We start from the raw sequence: 18,412 nt of genomic DNA on the forward strand, positions 1-18,412 counted from the left end.
AAGGCCGTATGCTACCGCATACTGGCCTTTTTCTGTTAGGGAAAGTTGCACTTCAAATGCGAATCCGCCGACCTTTTCCTTGATAAGGATGGACAAATACGCGGTAAATTTTGCCTGCTGCACAATCCGACGAACTAGCCTGCCAGTTGCGGGAAAATGGATTTCAATCCGGCAACGATGATTTCTACGGAGACGGCGGCAAGCATCATGCCCATGATGCGGTTGAGGATAGTCAGCCCTGTTGTCCCCAGTTTTTTGCTGATTCGTCCGGCGACAACGAGGATGGCGTAGCAAATCAGGCTGACGAGGAAGCCTGCGGCGAGGATCAAAGCGATATCGCTGTAATTTCTGGCGGCTGAAGCGTAGATGATGACGGTGGAGATACCGCCCGGACCGATGGTAATGGGGATGGCGACGGGAACAACGGCGATGGCTTTGGCATTTTTTTGGATGTGTTGCACGACGCCCTCTTCCTTGTCTCCGCCGATATTTTGTTTGGCAGGGTTGTCGTTGCCGTTCATCATGGAGATGGCGATGAGCAATACCAAAATACCGCCACCGACTTGGAAGGAGCCGACGCTGATGCCCAATATTTTCAACAACATTCCGCCCGTCAATGTAAAGACCGCGATGACGATGAAGACGGCGAGCGCGGCGGTACGGGCGATGCGGCGTTTTTCTTTGGTGCTGTGAGACTGTGTCAAATCGAGGTAAATCGAAAGTGCGCTGAACGGGTTGATCAGTACAAGGAAGGCAACTAAAAGTTTGCCGATTTCTACACCTAATTCCATTTTTTATTCCCTTATTTGTCTTTTACGGAGACGTTTATGTCCGCTTTATCGTTGAATGCGTAACGACGTTTGGCTTTGTACTCATTGGAAATGCCCATTAAAAGTGCAAGTACGATCATGATGGAGAGGGTTGCCGTACCGCCGTAGCTGACCAACGGCAGGGGGACGCCGACAACGGGCAAAATGCCGCTGACCATGCCCATGTTCACAAAGGCGTAGCAGAAAAAGGTCATGGTCAATGCGCCGGCGAGTGTGCGGCTGTATAGCGATTGGGCTTTGGCGGCAATCAGTAGTCCGCGCGTCAGGATAACGAGGTAAACCAGCAGCAGCAAGATATTACCGATCAAACCGAATTCTTCGCCATATACGGCAAAAATGAAGTCGGTTGTGGATTCGGGAATGTAATCTAAATGCGTTTGTGTGCCGTTGAGCCAGCCTTTCCCCCAAACGCCGCCCGAACCGATGGCAATCATGGACTGAATGATGTGGTAGCCTGCACCCAAAGGGTCTTGCGTCGGGTCAAACAGCGTCAAAACGCGGGTTTTCTGATAGTCGTGCATCCCGTAGTTCCACAAAAGCGGCAATGCGGCAACAAAGGCGACGATGGCGGCAAAGATGACTTTCCACGGTAAACCTGCGAAAAAGACGATGAAAATACCCGATGCCATAATCAAAACCGCCGTACCCAAGTCAGGCTGTTTCAGAATCAGCGCAACGGGAATCAGGATTAAAAGCATAGCGATGATGTAGTGAAACCATTTCAGACGACCTTCGTGCCGTTGGAAATACCAAGCAACGGTCATGGGCAGGACGATTTTCATGATTTCGGACGGCTGGATGCGCGTGAAGCCCAGCTCCAGCCAGCGGGTAGAGCCATTAACGGTTACGCCCGCGACTTCGACGGCGACAAGCAGCAACACGCCAATCAGGTACATCGGCAGCGCAACTTTTGCAGCATCACGCGGCTTGAACGAAGCGACAAACCACAGCAGTGCAAAGCCGACAACCGTATGCAGGGTTTTGTGTTCAAGCTGGCCGAAATCCTGCCCGTCCGCCGAATAGAGCAAAAACAGGCTCATGACGTAGATGACGAGCATGGGGAAAAACAGCCACGGGTCTATCGGAGCAGATACGGTGCGCTTGATTTTTGCCCACATTCCGACCGTTTCATTCATGATTTGCTTCCTCCTGTTTCAGACCGTAGGCTTTTTGGAATATGGTCGGCGGTTGGGGTTGTGTACGGTGTTGTTGCGGTTCGGGCATTCCGCCTGCGTCGGGGTCGTCTGAAAACTGCTGCGGCTTGACGTTGAGCATATAAAAATCGGTCAGGCTGCGGGCAAGCGGCGCGGCGTATGCACCCCAGCCGCCGTTTTCCAGAATCACAGCGATGGCGATTTCAGGTTTTTCTAAGGGAGCAAACGAGATAAACCACGCATGGTCGCGATGTTGCTCGCGCAAGGCTGAGGCGTTGTAACGACCGCCCTGCTTGATTTGCACAACCTGTGCCGTGCCCGTTTTGCCGCCCATGCTGTAAGCCAAACCGCCGCCGATGCGGTGTGCCGTACCGCCCGGTTTCAAGACTTTCTCCATCGCCTGTTTGACGTATTCGAAATTGTCTTGTTTGAACGGGATTTTGTATTCGGGATTGGGATTGATACGTGTGATTTTGCGTTTGTCGAAATCCAACAACTCTTTCACCAAATGCGGCTGATAAACTAAGCCGTTATTGGCGAGCGAAGCGGTGGCGTGTGCCATTTGCAGCGGGGTGTAGGCGTTGTAACCCTGTCCGATGCTGACCGAGACCATCTCGCCTGCGCGCCATTCTTTGGCGGTAGGATCGGACGATTTGGCAAAGCGTTTCGCCTTCCATTCGCGGCTGGGCAAAACGCCCGTATATTCGCTGGGCAGGTCGATGCCGGTTTTTTTGCCGAAACCGAATTGCGCTAAATACGGCGATGCTTTGTCTATGCCCATTTCGTAGCCCAAGCGGTAGAAAAAAGTATCGGACGACACCTGTATCGCCTTGCTCAAATTCGCCGAACCGTGACCGCTGCGTACGGAATCTCGGAAGACGTGGCGGCTGCCGGGAATGCTCCACGCTCCGGGCGCAGGGACGACCGTCGTTTGGGTAATTTTGCCGCTTTCCAGTAAAGCCATGCCCATAAACGGCTTAAACGTTGAGCCTGGCGGATACAGACCTTGCGTTACGCGGTTGACCAACGGCTTTTTCCAGTCATCATTCAAGGCTTTCCACGTTTCGCTGTCGATGCCGTCGATAAAGAGGTTGGGATCGAAAGATGGTTTGGAAACGAATGCCAACACCGTACCGTCTTGCGGATTGATGGCAACAATCGCCCCGCGCCTGTCTCCCAATATTTTATCCGCCTCTTGTTGCATGCGGATGTCCATGCCCAAACGCAAAGTTTGCCCCATGCGTGAGGGTACGTTTTTCAAGACGCGCACAATATTGCCGTAAGCGTCTTTTTCCACTTCTTGATAGCCGGGCGCGCCATGAAGCTGCGGTTCATAATATTTTTCCAGCCCCGATTTGCCGATGTGGGTGCTGCCGCGATAGAGCGCAGTCAAGCCTTCTTCTTCCAAAATTTCCTGATCTTTGTCGCTGATGCGTCCGATATAACCTAAAAAGTGTGAAGTCAGCTTGCCATAAGGATACTCGCGGAAAGTGCGCGAATTGACTTCTACGCCTTTAAATTCATTAAGATGCACGGACAATTTCGCCGCTTCTTCATCTGTCAGGCGCAGCTTGAGTGGGATGTTTTCAAATTTACGGTAGCTTTCGCGATATTTATAGAAACGCTTCAAATCAGTAGGCGTAATATCGACATACTTCCGCAGTGATTCGATGACATCTTCCATCTTGCCTTCAATGCGGCTGGGGATGACTTCTAGAGAAAACACGGGATAGTTTTTTGCCAACGGCACGCCGTTGACATCTACGATTTCGCCGCGAACAGGCGGGGTCGGAATTAATGTGATGCGGTTGCTGGATGCCTGTCCGGAAAAATCGTCATGCCGAAACACCTGCAAATAGACAAACCGAGCCACCAATGTGGCAAACAAAACCACAATCAGGATAAACGCCACCAGCAGACGCAATAAAGAATCGGCTTGCGCCGCCTTTGCAGTCTGTGTTTTACCGCTACCGCCATTTTTCAGACGACGTTTCATAGTATTCAGTATGGACATGGTTTCACGTTATCTGTTGGCGCGATAAAAATTGGTCAGTACCAGCATCAACTGGCTCAAGAAAGGCCAAAGCAGCGCACCGGTCAAAGGCGCAATGAAACTTTGCCAAGTAATGATTTGGTTGTTGAGAAACAGGCGCGCCGCCACCAATACCGCCTGATGGCAGAACAAAGCTGCCAATACCGCCCCAATCTGCATGATGTGGCCGTAGAGCATAATTTGACGGCGCGTGTTCAATACAAAATACACCATGACCGTATAAGACAATGCGTGCAGCCCCAAAGTCGCTGCCGTTGCGGCATCGACTATCAAGCCGAGTAAAAACGCAATGCCCATGCCGACACGTTGGGGATGGTGCATCGACCAATAAAGCAGCATCAGCGCGGTCAGTTCCGGCAACCAGAAAAAACCATCAAAGGGAAAAGGCATGAAATCGACAAGCATGGTTACGGCAAAACTTGCCGCAATCACGCCGACAGGCATGGCACGGTAGGAATCGTCAAAATCGTTCATGAATGATTTATTGAGAAGAATGGGAAGAAGACAGAACCAAAACAAAGCGGCTGCGGCGCAAGGCGGCAAACGGGGTCAGTTCTGTGTCGTAATAAGGCGTACCGGACGCGCGGACGACTTTATCCACGCGCGCTACGGGAATGCCTGCCGGATAAATGCCGTCCAAACCGGAGGTAATCAAAACATCCTGCGGCTTCAAATCCGATCCTGTCGGAAAATAGCGCAAATCCAAACCCACGCCGTTGCCGTAGGCGAGATTGCGTTCGCCCGTCCGCTCAACGGCAACAGGGACGATACTTTGCGCAGCCGCCATCAGCTCGACTTCCGCGCTGTTTGCGTGAACTAAGGTAATCCGCCCGATTAAGCCGTTTTGGTCGATAACGGCATCGCCTGCCATTACCCCTTCGCCAATGCCTTTATTGATAATCAAACGCTCGGACAACGGGTCTTTGCCACTGGACAATACTTCAGCGCCGATGAAACTGCTGATGCCTTTTTGTTGCAAGCCGTATAGCTTTTTCAGCTCCTGCAATTCGCTCAAGTTAACCTTGTCACGTTGAAGCTGGATTTTCAGACGACCGTTTTCCTCCAAAAGGAGACGGTTTTGTTCCAACAGCTCGGTTTGTGATTGAGATTGGTTGGAAATATATTGATACAGACGTACCGGCTGGTTTGCCAGCCACTGCACCGGATAAAGAATCTCCGCTGCAGCCGTGCGCACGGGTTGCATCAGGTCGAAACGACCATCCGCCACCATAATGCCTGCACCCAGTAAAAGATACGCAATAAAACGAGGCAACAGCTTTTGGCCCTTTGCCTCGTCAAACCGTAAAGAAGAATGTTCCATTTCAGCCTGCCTTACGGGTTATCCACAAAAACGGCATTCCATTTGCCGATGTAATCCAAGGCTTTGCCTGCGCCATAAGCCACACAGTTCAAAGGCTGGTCGGCAATGCCGACAGGCAGTCCCGTCGCATCTGCCAAAACCGTATCCATACCGTGCAATAGTGCGCCGCCACCCGTCAGCATAATACCCCTGTCGGCAATATCACCCGCTAACTCCGGTGATACTTGTTCCAATGCAAGGCGTACGGCGCGGATAATCTGATTAACCGTTTCGCTCAGAGCTTCGCGCACTTCCTCAGAAGTAACAGCCAACGATTTTGGGGTTCCTTCCGCCAAATCCCGACCTTTAATCCGCATCGCGGTTTCCGTTGCAAAGCCATAAGCAGAGCCGATCGTTTTCTTCAACTCTTCAGCCGTCGCTTCACCAATCAGTACACCGCGATGACGGCGCAAATAATGCACGATGCTTTTATCAAATTCATCACCGGCAGCGCGGACGGATGCGGAGTAAGCCATACCGCCCAACGACAAAATACCGATTTCCGTTGTGCCGCCGCCGATATCCACTACCATTGAGCCGACAGTATCCTCAACCGGCAGACCCGCACCTAAAGCAGCCGCCATCGGCTCCTCAATCAAATGAACAGATGACGCCCCTGCCGCAAATGCAGAATCCAAAATCGCCTTGCGTTCCACTTGAGTTGCCCCGCCAGGCACGCAAATCACTACGCGTGGCGGGACGACTGAATGACCTTCCGTGGCCTTTTTAATCAGCATACTTAGCATACGCTCGGCAATCGTAAAGTCGGCAATCACTCCGTCCTGCATAGGCCGGACGATTTCAATATTGCGCGGCGCACGCCCCTGCATTTTTTTGGCTTCCGTACCTACGGCAACAATTTTACTTTTGCCCCCCGTACCCGACTGAACCGCCACCACAGACGGCTCGTCCAAAACAATGCCTTTACCGCGCACATAAATCAACGTGTTCGCCGTACCTAAATCAATGGCGATATCGTTGGAGAAAAAACGGGATAAAAAACGAAACATAAAATACCTGAATATCGGCCCAGCACCGATTTTATTTAATTGTTATTCAAAATATTAAAAACATGGGAACAACGCCTTTTCAGACGACCTCCCCACTTCCCGTATGAAACGCATGGCGAAATCACACGCCGTTTGAGTAGTTTTCGGTTATAATTCCTCGTTTCATCGAAGAAGAATGCAATGATACCCCAAATAAGGGGGTGCCTGCTATCAGACAAGGATTTTTTATGGCTTTAAGCTTAACCGATGTGGAAAAAATTGCCAAACTCTCACGCCTTTCACTGACCGAGGAAGAAAAAGGCAAAACCCTCTCAGAATTAAACGACATTTTCGCTATGGTCGAAAAGATGCAGAGCGTGAATACCGACGGTATCAAGCCGATGGCACACCCCCACGAAGCCGCCCTGCGCCTGCGCGAGGATAAAGTTACCGAAACCGACCATGCCGCCGAATATCAAGCCGTCGCGCCGGAAGTGCGCAACCGTTTGTATATTGTGCCGCAGGTAATTGAAGAATAATTTTTCAGACGACCTCATTATATTGAAATATGAAATCTAAACTTGGGTCGTCTGAAACTCGTTTCCTTTTTCCTTCGAAATTTCAATCACTGTTCAGCCTACGTTTTCGACAACACTTTCCCGAATATTTGCCTGAAAACAGAAACCGTCTTAATTAGGAATCATGGCGCAATGACTCAATACACCCTCAAACAAGCCAGCCAACTGCTGCAATCCAAACAAATCTCCGCCGTCGAACTGGCAACCGAATACCTCGCCGCCATTGCTGCGCAAAACCCGGATATCAACGGCTACATCACTCTCGACCAAGACAAGACCCTTGCCGAAGCCCGTGCCGCCGACGCGCGTATCGCGCAAGGTACCGCCACCGCGCTTACCGGCGTACCCATCGCCTACAAAGATATTTTCTGTCAAACAGGTTGGCGCAGTGCGTGCAGCTCCAAAATGCTGGACAACTTTGTCTCCCCCTACACTGCCACCGTCGTTCAAAATCTGCTTGACGAAGGCATGGTAACGCTTGGCCGTACCAATATGGACGAGTTTGCCATGGGCTCGACCAATGAGACCTCGTTCTACGGCGCGACTAAAAACCCGTGGAATCCCGAACACGTCCCAGGCGGTTCATCCGGCGGTTCCGCAGCGGTCGTTGCCGCACGCCTTGCTCCTGTCGCACTCGGTTCAGATACCGGCGGCTCTATCCGCCAGCCTGCTTCACACTGTGGCATCACCGGTATCAAACCCACCTACGGCACGGTTTCCCGCTTTGGCATGGTTGCCTACGCATCCAGTTTTGACCAAGCAGGCCCAATGGCGCAAACTGCCGAAGACTGCGCGATTTTGCTCAATGCAATGGCGAGCTTCGACGAGCGCGATTCCACCAGCTTGGAACGCAGCAAAGAAGACTACACACGCGACTTGGACAAACCGCTTAAAGGCATAAAAATCGGTCTGCCTAAAGAATATTTCGGCGAAGGCGCGGATGCCGATGTGCAGGCTGCTTTACAAAGCGTCATCAATCTTTTAAAAGCACAAGGCGCGGAAACCATTGAAGTTTCCCTGCCGCAAACTTCTCTGTCTATCCCCGCTTACTACGTCCTCGCTTCCGCCGAAGCCAGCACCAATCTTTCCCGCTACGACGGCGTGCGCTACGGCCACCGCGCCGCCCAATTCGGCGACCTTGAAGAAATGTACAGCAACACCCGCGCCGAAGGCTTCGGCAGCGAAGTCAAACGCCGCATCATGATTGGCACTTATGTGTTGTCGCACGGCTACTACGATGCCTATTACTTGAAAGCCCAAAAACTGCGCCGCCTCGTTGCCAACGATTTTCAGACGGCATTCGCGCAATGTGATTTCATCCTTGCCCCAACTGCGCCCACCGCCGCCCCCAAACTCGGCAGCGACATCCACGATCCCGTGCAGATGTACCTTTCCGACATCTACACCATCGCTGTAAATTTGGCAGGTTTGCCAGCCTTGACATTGCCCGCAGGTTTCAGCGGCAACGGACTACCCATCGGCGTGCAATTTATCGGCAACCACTTCTCCGAAGCCAAAATCCTTGGCGCGGCACATCAAGTGCAGTTGGCGAGCGATTGGCATACCAAAGCCCCTGATGGAAAAGCATGATGCCGGAGCAGTTTGTTTTTCCCGATTTCAAAACCGTATATGAGGATGCGCCGAAATTTCAAATCCAGCATTTGAAATTCACCTTGCGCAAGTTGTTTGCACGGAGGCAGATTAAGGATTTTGAGACCTTTGTCAATGCTTCTGCACTACGTCGTGTTTTTTTCCAAAAGCTGCCACAAGATGCCTATCCTTTGATTCATGCCTTTATTGATAAGCGTTTTGACAAACAGCGCAGACTGCAAGCTATGAAAGAAGACCTGTTGACAGCTGAAAAACTGTTCGGACAGGAAACACTTACCGGTATGGAGACTCGCGAATTCCATATCGTCTTAGCACATCTTTCAGACGACCTGACTTTGTGGCTGAACCGGAACGATAATTGCGTGGATGAAGGAATGTGGTCGCTATCCTTACGCGACAGCGAAGGAAAACGTCTCTACATGGCAACCTTCGCTCTAGTTGACGGTAAACTGCTGGCCGCTTCTATCCAAGGCCCCGCAGGGGAAGAAGCCAAAGACCTTGTCCGCAGCCTGACCAAACGACTCCACGGCCTGCGCCCGCAGCAACTGATGGTAACCGCCCTGCAATATTTTTCGGCATCACTCAAGTTGGGTGGCGTTATCGGCATTGCCCAAGAGCATCAGGTCAAACTGCGCTGGCGGCTGAAGAAACGGGTCAAAATGAATTACGACCTGTTTTGGCAGGAAAACGGCGCAACGCTCGAAAGCGACGGCTACTGGCATCTGCCACAAACTCCGCCGCGAAAAGACTTGGCGGAAATCGAAAGCAAAAAACGATCGATGTACCGCAAACGTTACCAAATGCTGGATAACATGGCGACTGAGATGCAGGCTTGCTTTCAGAAGACTTGATACTGGGCTTTCAGACGACCTGTTGTCTCTACAAACCAAAACAGGCCGTCTGAAAACAGCTGACCACTTTATATTATTGACATCAAAAGAAAGAACCTCTTATGACTTGGGAAACTGTAATCGGCTTGGAAATCCACGTCCAGCTCAACACCCAATCCAAAATCTTCAGCGGCGCATCGACCGCATTCGGAGCGGAACCCAATGCGCACGCCAGCGTGGTGGAATGTGCTTTGCCGGGCGTACTGCCGGTAATGAACCGCGAAGTCGTTGAAAAAGCCATCAAATTAGGCTTGGCTTTGGATGCGAAAATCAATCAGAAAAACGTGTTCGACCGCAAAAACTACTTCTATCCTGATTTGCCCAAAGGCTATCAAATCAGCCAGTTGGATTTGCCGATTGTCGAACACGGCAAATTGGAAATCGTGGTCGGCGACGATGTGAAAACCATCAACGTAACCCGCGCGCACATGGAAGAAGATGCGGGCAAATCCGTGCACGAGGGCTTGAACGGCGCGACCGGTATCGACCTGAACCGTGCCGGCACGCCGCTGTTGGAAGTCGTATCGGAACCCGAAATGCGCTCCGCCGCCGAAGCCGTTGCCTACGCCAAAGCCTTGCACAGCTTGGTAACATGGCTGGACATCTGCGACGGCAACATGGCGGAAGGTTCGTTCCGCGTCGATGCCAACGTATCCGTGCGTCCGAAGGGCCAAGCGGAATTCGGCACGCGTCGCGAGATTAAAAACCTCAATTCTTTCCGCTTCTTGGAGCAGGCGATTAATTACGAAGTAGAAGCGCAAATCGAGATTTTGGAAGACGGCGGAAAAGTACAGCAGGCAACTATGCTGTTCGACCCGGAAAAAGGCGAAACCCGCGTGATGCGTTTGAAAGAAGACGCGCATGACTACCGCTACTTCCCCGACCCCGATTTGCTGCCCGTCATCATTTCAGATGACCGGTTGCAAAAAGCCAAAGCAGAAATGCCCGAGCTGCCAAAAGAAATGGCGGCGCGTTTCGTGGCGGATTATGGCGTGAGCGACTACGACGCGCGCCTGCTCACCGCCAGCCGCGTGCAGGCTGCCTATTTTGAAGAAGCCGCCAAAGAGAGCGGACAAGGCAAGCTGACTGCCAACTGGATGAACGGCGAACTCGCCGCCACGTTGAACAAAGCAGGCATGGAACTTGACGACAGCCCAATTACCGCTCCGCGCCTTGCCGCTCTGGTAGGCAAAATCGCCGACGGCACTTTAAGCAGCAAATTGGCGAAAAAAGCCTTTGAAGCCATGTGGACTGAACCCGAAGCTTCCATTACCGAAATCATCGAAAAACACGGCTTGCAACAGATGACCGATACCGGCGCGATTGAAGCGATGGTGGACGAAGTGTTGGCAAACAACGCCAAAGCCGTGGAACAATTCAAATCCGGCAACGAAAAAGCCCTGAATGCGATTGTAGGACAAGTGATGAAGGCTAGTAAAGGCAAAGCCAATCCCGCGCAGGTGCAAGAATTGATTAAAGCAAAATTGGCTTAAGTAAGATAAAGGCTGCCTGAAAACGGTAAAATGGTTTTCAGGCAGCCTTTAAGCCAACTAGAATCGGTAATTTAAGCTGATAAATTCAACAACACTTTCATGCAACCTTTCCTAATATTAGGTCCCAACCCAATTTAATGCGCTAAAAATCTTGGTAGGTATTTAAATTATTGAATTAAAAAAGGATAAAACATGAACGAGCAAGAATACCGCGAAACTTTCTCCGAAGACGATGCCGTCGGCTGGGATGCCATTGATGCCGAACTCGAAAAGCTTTATGGTGAAACTGAACCGCGTCATTACGGCAGTATCATCAAATACTGGATGGGTGGAGAAGACCCATTGGATGGCACCAGTATCTATGACTGTAATGAACAAACACCACACCGCCACATCATCTCCTACGGCATGAGTGAGCTTTACTTTTCTCCAGAAACTGCTGATGCCGAATTCAGCAAGTGGGGCTTCGAATTTACCTTCCGTATCACACCTTGCAAACTTGACCCGGCTTCCGACAGCGGCACGCCGCACGAACCATTTTGGGCTATCAATCTGATGAATAACTTAGCCCGCTATGTTTTTGAGAGCGAAAAATGGTTCGAACCTTACCACTTTATTCCCACCAACAGTCCCATTCGAAGTGATACTGAAACCGCTTTGGTCGGTATCGCTTTTGTTCCTGATCCCAAACTGCCTGCCGTTGATACACCGAATGGCAAAGTCGATTTTCTGCAGATGGTTGGACTGACTCAATCCGAACTGGATTGGTTGTGGCAAGAACCTTCAACCGCCCGCTGCAAAGAGCTAATCGACAAAATGCGTGTTGACAATCCCCTTCTGATAACGGATTTGGCGCGTACACGCAGTTATGTATAGCCACCTATACGCTTTTATCAATCAAATACCGCTTTTCATCTTGAACAGTTCGCGAATCCCAACGCTACTCCGCTTTCAGACGACGTCAGGTTGAGACTAAATGCCAATAATTTGGATACGTTGGAAAAGGGGCATTTGATTGGGAATGGGATGAAGATAAGCGTAGATGAATTGGGGAAAAAAGTTTTAGAACACATCGGTAAGAATGAACCGTTATTGTTGAAAAATCTACTGGTTAACTTCAATTAGGGAAAACATGAAGAAGTTAGGAAGTTGATTGGAGAGTTGATTAGGGTAGATTTTATTCAAATGAAAGACTAGGCTATGAAATCAAAATTTGTGTATAAGTTACTGGTAATTTCAAAGTACCTGTATATTTTAATTTGTATATCAATACCGATCGTTTTTATTTATGAAAGTTACCAAAGAGATAATGTTGATTTTATGATTTATATTCATGCTTTTATTATTTTTTCCATATTGGGTGTATTGACTCAATATTCTACGTCTAATTTTTTTGAAAAGGAAAAATAACATGATTGAACTATTTCCCGTTGAAACCGAAATTGCAAAATGTCTTCTTCGGAGCATTTTCTGAAAATTGCCAAAATCATGGTTTTGTGGGCTGCATTGTTGGGAATGTGCATGGACGGCTGAATTGAACGAGGATGATGCGGGTGACTGTACTGCTGAACAAAGAACAGCAACCGATGAACCTGAAAATGATTCATCTGTTTTTAGTCAGTCTTGCCATGCCATCTGAAAACAAAGCTTGGTTTTCAGACGACTCTAAAGCCATTACAAATCAAGGAGTAAGATGAAAATAATATTACCTGCAGTACTATTACTGGTAACAACTTCCTCATTTGCAAAAAATTACGCCGAACAGCCTCAGCCTTTTACTCCCCAAACAGTGCAGGATGTATTGCATTGCAAGGTTTCATCGTTGGATTTTTCGCTTTGGATTCCGGAAAATTTCACCGGCTATCTTGATCCAAATGAACGTGCAGGAGAAAATGTAGGACGTTTTGTCAATGAAATCGACAATATTACTTACCGTTACCGCTTGCCATTTAAGGTGCATCTTGCCAACCCCTTAGATGGAAAAGAAGTAGAAGGGCAGTATGTCGCCATTCGCAACAATGCCATCTATTTGGAAATTGATTGGACACGATATCCCAAATTGCATTCACTATACCGTCAGAAATATCACGAAGACCTTCAAGAACTGACGCAACAGCCAATGGGACAAGATATCACTTCTAAAACGACACCTAAAAAACCGGATACATTGGGCTATGATGTGCCTGCTGTCGAAAAATCGATAACAGATCCCAATAAAAAATCTAAGATATGGAAATATTTTGGCTTTGCTGCTGTATTTAAAGCAGATGTACTAAGGGGTGATTCAGATAAGGGCTATATCGGCTGCCGCTATCCGTTGTAGACTGTCTTCCAAAAACGGGGGTCGTCTGAAAGTTGATTTTTCAGACGACCTTTTAACTTAATCTATTCAAACCACACCAAGCCATGACCCACACCATTACCCTACCCGACCAAACCACCTTTACCGCCAACGACGGCGAAACGGTTTTAGCTGCTGCCGCCCGTCAAAACCTCAATCTGCCCCATTCCTGCAAAAGCGGTGTCTGCGGGCAATGTAAAGCCGAACTGGTGAGCGGCGATATTCAAATGGGCGAACACTCGGAACAGGCTTTGTCCGAAGTAGAAAAAGCGCAAGGCAAGATTTTGATGTGCTGCACCACCGCGCAAAGCGACATCAGCATCAACATTCCCGGTTACAACGCCAACGCCCTCCCCGTCCGCACCCTACCCGCCCGTATCGAAAGCATGGTTTTCAAACACGATGTCGCCCTCCTGAAACTCGCCCTGCCCAAAGCCCCGCCGTTTGCTTTCTACGCCGGGCAATACATTGATTTACTACTGCCGGGCAACGTCAGCCGCAGCTACTCCATCGCCAATTCGCCCGACCAAGAAGGCATTTTGGAACTGCACATCCGCAGGCGCGAAAATGGCGTCTGCTCGGAAATGATTTTCGGCAGCGAACCCAAAGTCAAAGAAAAAGGCATCGTCCGAGTTAAAGGTCCGCTCGGTTCGTTTACCCTACAAGAAGACAGCGACAAACCCATCATTCTCTTGGCAACCGGTACAGGCTATGCCCCCATCCGCAGCATCCTGCTCGACCTTATTCGCCAAGACAGCAGCCGTGCCGTCCATTTTTACTGGGGCGCGCGTCACCAAGATGATTTGTACGTACTCGAAGAAGCGCAAGAGCTGACAGGTCGTCTGAAAAACGCCCGCTTCACTCCCGTCCTTTCAAAAGCCGATGAGGGCTGGCAAGGCGAAAAAGGATACGTCCAAACCACCACGGCGAAGGATTATCCCGATTTAAGCAGTTACGAAGTTTATGCCTGCGGTTCCGTCGCCATGACCGAAAGCGCGAAATCCGTGTTGACCGCACAATGCAGCCTGCCTGAGACAGCCTTCTATTCCGACGCTTTTTCTCCGGCACAATAACCCTGTTTTCTTTCCCCTCTGGTTTATTACAGCCAGACAAACGTCATCAAGGTCATCTGAAAAAGAAGCTTGAAGCTTTTCAGATGACCTTTAATTCAATTCTTTTTAGACAAAAAGTATAAAATTAATCCAGTTTTAAAAAGTAAATCCGTATTTTTAGAAAAATAGATTGTCGTTTTGTCTAAAATGCGTATAATCCCCTTCCAAAGCAAACCATAATTTCGATAAAGTTTGGACAAGGAACATCATGCAATTAGACATTGACCGCTTAGTTGCTTATTTCGGCGGCGTGAATGCACTTGCTGAAGCGTTGAAACAGCACGATCCCGAAAATGCCGCAACAACCGCCGCCATCTATAAATGGCGCACGCGCGGGTCGCTACCTTTGGCGCAACTGCAAAAGCTGACCGCGCTGGCGGAAGCGCAAGGTAGGCCGCTGGATTTGAATGCTTTTTTACAAAAAAACGAATCTCTGGAGAGAACAGAAATGACACAGACCAACCGCGTAATTATTTTCGACACCACCATGCGCGACGGCGAGCAGTCGCCCGGTGCATCCATGACCAAAGAGGAGAAAATCCGCATTGCCCGCCAATTGGAGAAAATGGGCGTGGATGTGATTGAGGCGGGTTTTGCAGCCGCCAGTCCGGGCGATTTCGAATCGGTCAATGCGATTGCCAAAATCATCACCAAATCCACGGTCTGCTCGCTGGCGCGTGCCGTTGAAAACGATGTGCGTAAGGCAGGCGAAGCCGTTTCCCCCGCGCCGAAAAAACGCATCCATACCTTCATCGCCACCAGTCCCATCCACATGGAGCACAAACTGAAAATGAAGCCGCAGCAGGTCATCGATGCGGCGGTCAAAGCGGTGAAAATCGCCAAAGAATACACCGACGATGTGGAATTTTCCGCCGAAGACGCCGTGCGTTCGGATTTGGACTTCCTCGCCAAAATCTTTACGGCGGTTATCGAAGCGGGCGCGACCACCATCAATATTCCCGATACTGTCGGCTACTCCATCCCTTCCGTGTGGTACGAGCGTATCAGCAACATCATCAAAAGCGTACCCAACGGCGACAAAGTAGTCTGGTCGACCCACTGCCACAACGACTTGGGTATGGCGGTTGCCAACTCGCTGGCCGCTGTTCAGGCAGGCGTGCGCCAGGTGGAATGCACCATCAACGGCTTGGGCGAACGCGCGGGCAATGCCAGCCTTGAAGAAATCGTGATGGCGTTGAAAGTGCGCCATGACCTTTTCGGCTTGGAAACCGGCATCGACACCACGCAAATCGTGCCGGTATCCAAACTAGTGTCTACCATTACCGGCTATCCGATTCAGCCCAACAAGGCGGTGGTCGGCGCAAACGCCTTTGCACATGAATCAGGCATCCATCAGGACGGCGTGTTGAAACACCCCGAAACCTATGAAATCATGACTGCCGAATCGGTCGGCTGGTCAACCAACCGCCTGACCTTGGGCAAACTGTCCGGCCGCAGCGCGTTCCGCAGCAAACTGGCAGATTTGGGCATCGAGTTGGAAAGCGAAGAAGCGCTGAACGCCGCGTTTGCCCGCTTTAAAGAACTCGCCGACAAAAAACGCGAAATCTTCGATGAAGACCTGCACGCGTTGGTGTCCGACGAAATGGGCAGCATGGGTGCCGAAAGCTACAAATTTATCTCCCAAAAAATCAGCACCGAAACCGGCGAAGAACCGCGTGCCGACATCGTGTTCAGCATCAAAGGCGAAGAAAAACGCGCTTCCGCCACTGGCTCCGGCCCTGTTGATGCGATTTTCAAAGCGATTGAGAGCGTGGCGCAAAGCGGCGCGACTTTACAGATTTATTCCGTCAACGCCGTAACGCAAGGCACGGAAAGCCAAGGCGAAACCAGCGTCCGTCTGGCGCGCGGCAACCGCGTCGTCAACGGACAAGGCGCGGATACCGACGTTTTGGTCGCCACTTCCAAAGCCTACCTCTCCGCCTTGAGCAAACTGGAATTCGGTGCCGCCAAACCGAAAGCGCAAGGCAGCGGTACGATTTGAACTTAAATAGATTGATTTGAATTTAAAAAGCAAAAAGGTCGTCTGAAAACCGAAGTTTGGGTTTTCAGACGACCTTTTTCATGACTGCACGTTGCACCCCGAATATCGATACCAATACCAACGCAAATCCTGCCAGCGATTTCGCGTCCATGCTTTGTCCTAAAAACAGCCAGCCCAAGACAAATGCTGAGACAGGGCTGAGTAGTCCCAGCGATGAAACCGCAGCAGGCGAAAGTTTCGCAATTCCTCTGAAAAACAATACATAAGCCAACACGGCACCAAACAGACACAAATACAGATAGCCTCCGATATTGGCGGGGCTTAAAGATTCAAGCGGCGGTTCGGCAAGCAGGGCGACGGGCAGTAAAAACAAGCCGCCGATAAAAAGCTGCCAGCCTGTGAACGCCAACACGGGCAGCGAAGTGCGACGGTGTTTCGACAAATAAACGCCCAACGCCATCGCCGCCGCGCCCGCCAATGCCGCCAAAATCCCCGTACCGTCATAGCGCGCCTGCGGCGACAATACCAAGAGCGCAATCCCCAAAACCCCTGCCGCCGACCAAGCCCAAGCCGCTTTGGGCGGCATGGTTTTGCCGATTAACCAAGTGAACACCAGCACCATCAGCGTCTGCGTCGAACTCAATACCGCCGCCAGTCCGCCCGGCAAGCGATACGCCGCCACAAACAGCATAGCTTGAAAAAAGCCGATGTTCAAAAAACCGAGCAAGACAACGGTCGCCCATTCGTCGCGTTTGGGTATGCGCCGCGTCCACGCCAACAGCAAAAGCCCGGCGGGTAAAACACGGATAAGCGCAGCAGTAAACGGCCTGTCTGGTGGCAGAAATTCGGTGGTTACGAGATAAGTGCTGCCCCAAATCAGCGGGGCGAGCGCGGTGGTCAGGATGGTGGCGGTGCGACTGGGCATAGTGGGGGCTTTTGTGTATGGTGTTTTGGATAGTAGGCTGGGATTTTTGGTATAGTGGATTAAATTTAAACCAGTACGGCGTTGCCTCGCCTTGCCGTACTATTTGTACTGTCTGCGGCTTCGTCGCCTTGTCCTGATTTAAATTTAACCCACTATAAAACCGCTTGAATCTTTTTTGGGATTGGACAATTCAGATAAACCATCCAATCTAAAACTCCAAAACATGCTCTACCGCGATTCCCGGCAAACCCACTCCGTAACAGTTTAATCAGCAGTCCCACTTATTCCGTCAGCGCCGCATCCACTGCCGAGAGCGCATGGATGGCGGTGCTGTCGAACACGGGCAGCGGGCTGTCGGTTTCGTTCACAAGCAGGCAGATTTCGGTACAGCCGAGTATCACACCCTGCGCGCCTTCGTTTTTCAGACGACCTATCACGTCGTAAAAGTAGCGTGCGGATTCGGGGCGGATGCGGTTCAGACACAGTTCGTCAAAAATAATGCGGTGGATTTCGTCTTGTTCGGCGGCGGTCGGAGCTATGGTTTGTACGCCCTGCGAACCCATGCGCTCCGTATAAAAGCCGTCGCTCATGGTAAAGCGCGTGCCAAGCAGGCCGACGGCGGACAAGCCCTGCCGTTTGATGGCGGCGGCGGTGGCATCGACGACGTGCAGCAAGGGGATGCCGGCCGCCTGTTCGATGGCGGGGGCGACTTTGTGCATGGTGTTGGTGGCGAGCAGCAAAAAATCCGCGCCGCCCGCTTCCAGCTTCCGCGCGCTTTGCGCCAACACGTTTCCCGCCGCCGCCCAATCGCCGCTTTTCTGCAAACGGACGATTTCTTCAAAATCCACGCTGTCGAGCAGGATTTTGGCACTGCGGTTGCCGCCCAAACGGCGGTTGGTCTCGCGGTTGATGATTTGGTAGTAGAGCACGGTGCTTTCGGGACTCATACCACCGATGATGCCTATGGTTTTCATGTTTTCTCCTGAAATTTAATAAATATAGTGGATTAAAATAAAAATGAGACAAGGCGGCAACGCCCGCCGTGTACGGGTAGTACATAAGGGCGTTGGCAAC

Annotated in this window: 17 protein-coding genes and 2 pseudogenes; 10 read left to right on the forward strand and 9 right to left on the reverse strand. The window is 50.7% G+C overall.

Annotated elements, in window-relative coordinates:
• Positions 1 to 134 precede the first annotated feature (134 nt).
• Genes AC5M9B_RS00945 through AC5M9B_RS00970 form a run of 6 tightly spaced genes read right to left on the reverse strand, consistent with a single transcriptional unit; the run spans position 135 to position 6,407 of the window.
• On the reverse strand, positions 135 to 791 hold the full coding sequence (locus AC5M9B_RS00945; protein ID WP_146736350.1) for a MarC family protein: 657 nt from the start codon (positions 789 to 791) through the stop codon (positions 135 to 137).
• A gap of 11 nt (positions 792 to 802) precedes the next feature.
• On the reverse strand, positions 803 to 1,966 hold the full coding sequence (gene rodA / locus AC5M9B_RS00950; RefSeq protein ID WP_146736351.1) for a rod shape-determining protein RodA: 1,164 nt from the start codon (positions 1,964 to 1,966) through the stop codon (positions 803 to 805).
• Positions 1,959 to 3,980, reverse strand: a complete 2,022-nt coding sequence (gene mrdA, locus AC5M9B_RS00955; RefSeq protein ID WP_487648111.1) for a penicillin-binding protein 2 — start codon at positions 3,978 to 3,980, stop codon at positions 1,959 to 1,961. The genes rodA and mrdA overlap by 8 nt, the downstream gene beginning before the upstream one ends.
• 27 nt (positions 3,981 to 4,007) lie before the next feature.
• Positions 4,008 to 4,511: a rod shape-determining protein MreD gene (gene mreD, locus AC5M9B_RS00960; protein WP_070654417.1), complete on the reverse strand. Its 504-nt coding sequence runs from the start codon at positions 4,509 to 4,511 to the stop codon at positions 4,008 to 4,010.
• Between the two features lie 7 nt (positions 4,512 to 4,518).
• Positions 4,519 to 5,358: a rod shape-determining protein MreC gene (gene mreC / locus AC5M9B_RS00965; protein ID WP_070654416.1), complete on the reverse strand. Its 840-nt coding sequence runs from the start codon at positions 5,356 to 5,358 to the stop codon at positions 4,519 to 4,521.
• An 11-nt stretch (positions 5,359 to 5,369) separates the two neighbouring features.
• Positions 5,370 to 6,407 carry a rod shape-determining protein gene (locus AC5M9B_RS00970; RefSeq protein ID WP_003741349.1) on the reverse strand — a complete coding sequence of 346 codons (1,038 nt, stop codon included), beginning with the start codon at positions 6,405 to 6,407 and terminating at the stop codon, positions 5,370 to 5,372.
• Positions 6,408 to 6,634: 227 nt separating this feature from the next.
• Here AC5M9B_RS00970 and gatC point away from each other — a divergent pair, with 227 nt between their 5' ends.
• The 10 genes and pseudogenes from gatC (at position 6,635) to AC5M9B_RS01020 (ending at position 16,413) form a co-directional block, all read left to right on the forward strand.
• The gene (gene gatC / locus AC5M9B_RS00975) at positions 6,635 to 6,925 is read left to right on the forward strand and encodes an Asp-tRNA(Asn)/Glu-tRNA(Gln) amidotransferase subunit GatC (RefSeq protein WP_487648108.1); all 291 of its coding nucleotides are present in this window, start codon (positions 6,635 to 6,637) and stop codon (positions 6,923 to 6,925) included.
• A gap of 171 nt (positions 6,926 to 7,096) precedes the next feature.
• Positions 7,097 to 8,554 (forward strand): Asp-tRNA(Asn)/Glu-tRNA(Gln) amidotransferase subunit GatA, encoded by a 1,458-nt coding sequence (gene gatA, locus AC5M9B_RS00980; protein WP_487648109.1) that lies wholly within the window; start codon positions 7,097 to 7,099, stop codon positions 8,552 to 8,554.
• A complete protein-coding gene (locus tag AC5M9B_RS00985; protein WP_146736406.1) occupies positions 8,554 to 9,426 on the forward strand; it encodes a VirK/YbjX family protein in 873 nt (290 codons plus the stop codon). The genes gatA and AC5M9B_RS00985 overlap by 1 nt, the downstream gene beginning before the upstream one ends.
• A 101-nt stretch (positions 9,427 to 9,527) precedes the next feature.
• Complete coding sequence (gatB, locus tag AC5M9B_RS00990; protein ID WP_146736358.1) at positions 9,528 to 10,958, forward strand: Asp-tRNA(Asn)/Glu-tRNA(Gln) amidotransferase subunit GatB; 1,431 nt, start codon at positions 9,528 to 9,530, stop codon at positions 10,956 to 10,958.
• A 192-nt stretch (positions 10,959 to 11,150) separates the two neighbouring features.
• Entirely contained in the window at positions 11,151 to 11,834 is a 684-nt protein-coding gene (locus AC5M9B_RS00995) for a suppressor of fused domain protein (RefSeq protein WP_101810015.1), read from the forward strand.
• Positions 11,835 to 11,852: 18 nt separating this feature from the next.
• Positions 11,853 to 12,155, forward strand: a pseudogene (locus tag AC5M9B_RS01000) (winged helix domain-containing protein); the annotation flags it as partial.
• 356 nt (positions 12,156 to 12,511) lie between these two features.
• Positions 12,512 to 12,655 carry a hypothetical protein gene (locus AC5M9B_RS01005; protein WP_180949611.1) on the forward strand — a complete coding sequence of 48 codons (144 nt, stop codon included), beginning with the start codon at positions 12,512 to 12,514 and terminating at the stop codon, positions 12,653 to 12,655.
• A complete protein-coding gene (locus AC5M9B_RS01010) occupies positions 12,652 to 13,281 on the forward strand; it encodes a peptidoglycan-binding protein (RefSeq protein WP_101810016.1) in 630 nt (209 codons plus the stop codon). The genes AC5M9B_RS01005 and AC5M9B_RS01010 overlap by 4 nt, the downstream gene beginning before the upstream one ends.
• 83 nt (positions 13,282 to 13,364) lie before the next feature.
• Positions 13,365 to 14,372, forward strand: coding sequence for a 2Fe-2S iron-sulfur cluster-binding protein (locus tag AC5M9B_RS01015; protein ID WP_487648110.1), 1,008 nt, complete (start codon positions 13,365 to 13,367; stop codon positions 14,370 to 14,372).
• A 247-nt stretch (positions 14,373 to 14,619) separates the two neighbouring features.
• Positions 14,620 to 16,413: a 2-isopropylmalate synthase gene (locus AC5M9B_RS01020; RefSeq protein ID WP_019270026.1), complete on the forward strand. Its 1,794-nt coding sequence runs from the start codon at positions 14,620 to 14,622 to the stop codon at positions 16,411 to 16,413.
• A gap of 64 nt (positions 16,414 to 16,477) precedes the next feature.
• On the opposite strand, the gene AC5M9B_RS01025 is transcribed toward AC5M9B_RS01020, so the two are convergent.
• From AC5M9B_RS01025 to AC5M9B_RS01035, 3 genes and pseudogenes are all read right to left on the reverse strand, one after another.
• The gene (locus AC5M9B_RS01025; RefSeq protein WP_146736360.1) at positions 16,478 to 17,338 is read right to left on the reverse strand and encodes an EamA family transporter; all 861 of its coding nucleotides are present in this window, start codon (positions 17,336 to 17,338) and stop codon (positions 16,478 to 16,480) included.
• Positions 17,328 to 17,504 (reverse strand): annotated as a pseudogene (locus AC5M9B_RS01030) (IS5/IS1182 family transposase); the annotation flags it as partial. The gene AC5M9B_RS01025 and the pseudogene AC5M9B_RS01030, both read right to left, overlap by 11 nt.
• 115 nt (positions 17,505 to 17,619) lie before the next feature.
• Positions 17,620 to 18,312: an aspartate/glutamate racemase family protein gene (locus AC5M9B_RS01035; RefSeq protein ID WP_101810019.1), complete on the reverse strand. Its 693-nt coding sequence runs from the start codon at positions 18,310 to 18,312 to the stop codon at positions 17,620 to 17,622.
• Positions 18,313 to 18,412 lie beyond the last annotated feature (100 nt).

This window comes from Neisseria flava (assembly GCF_982712965.1).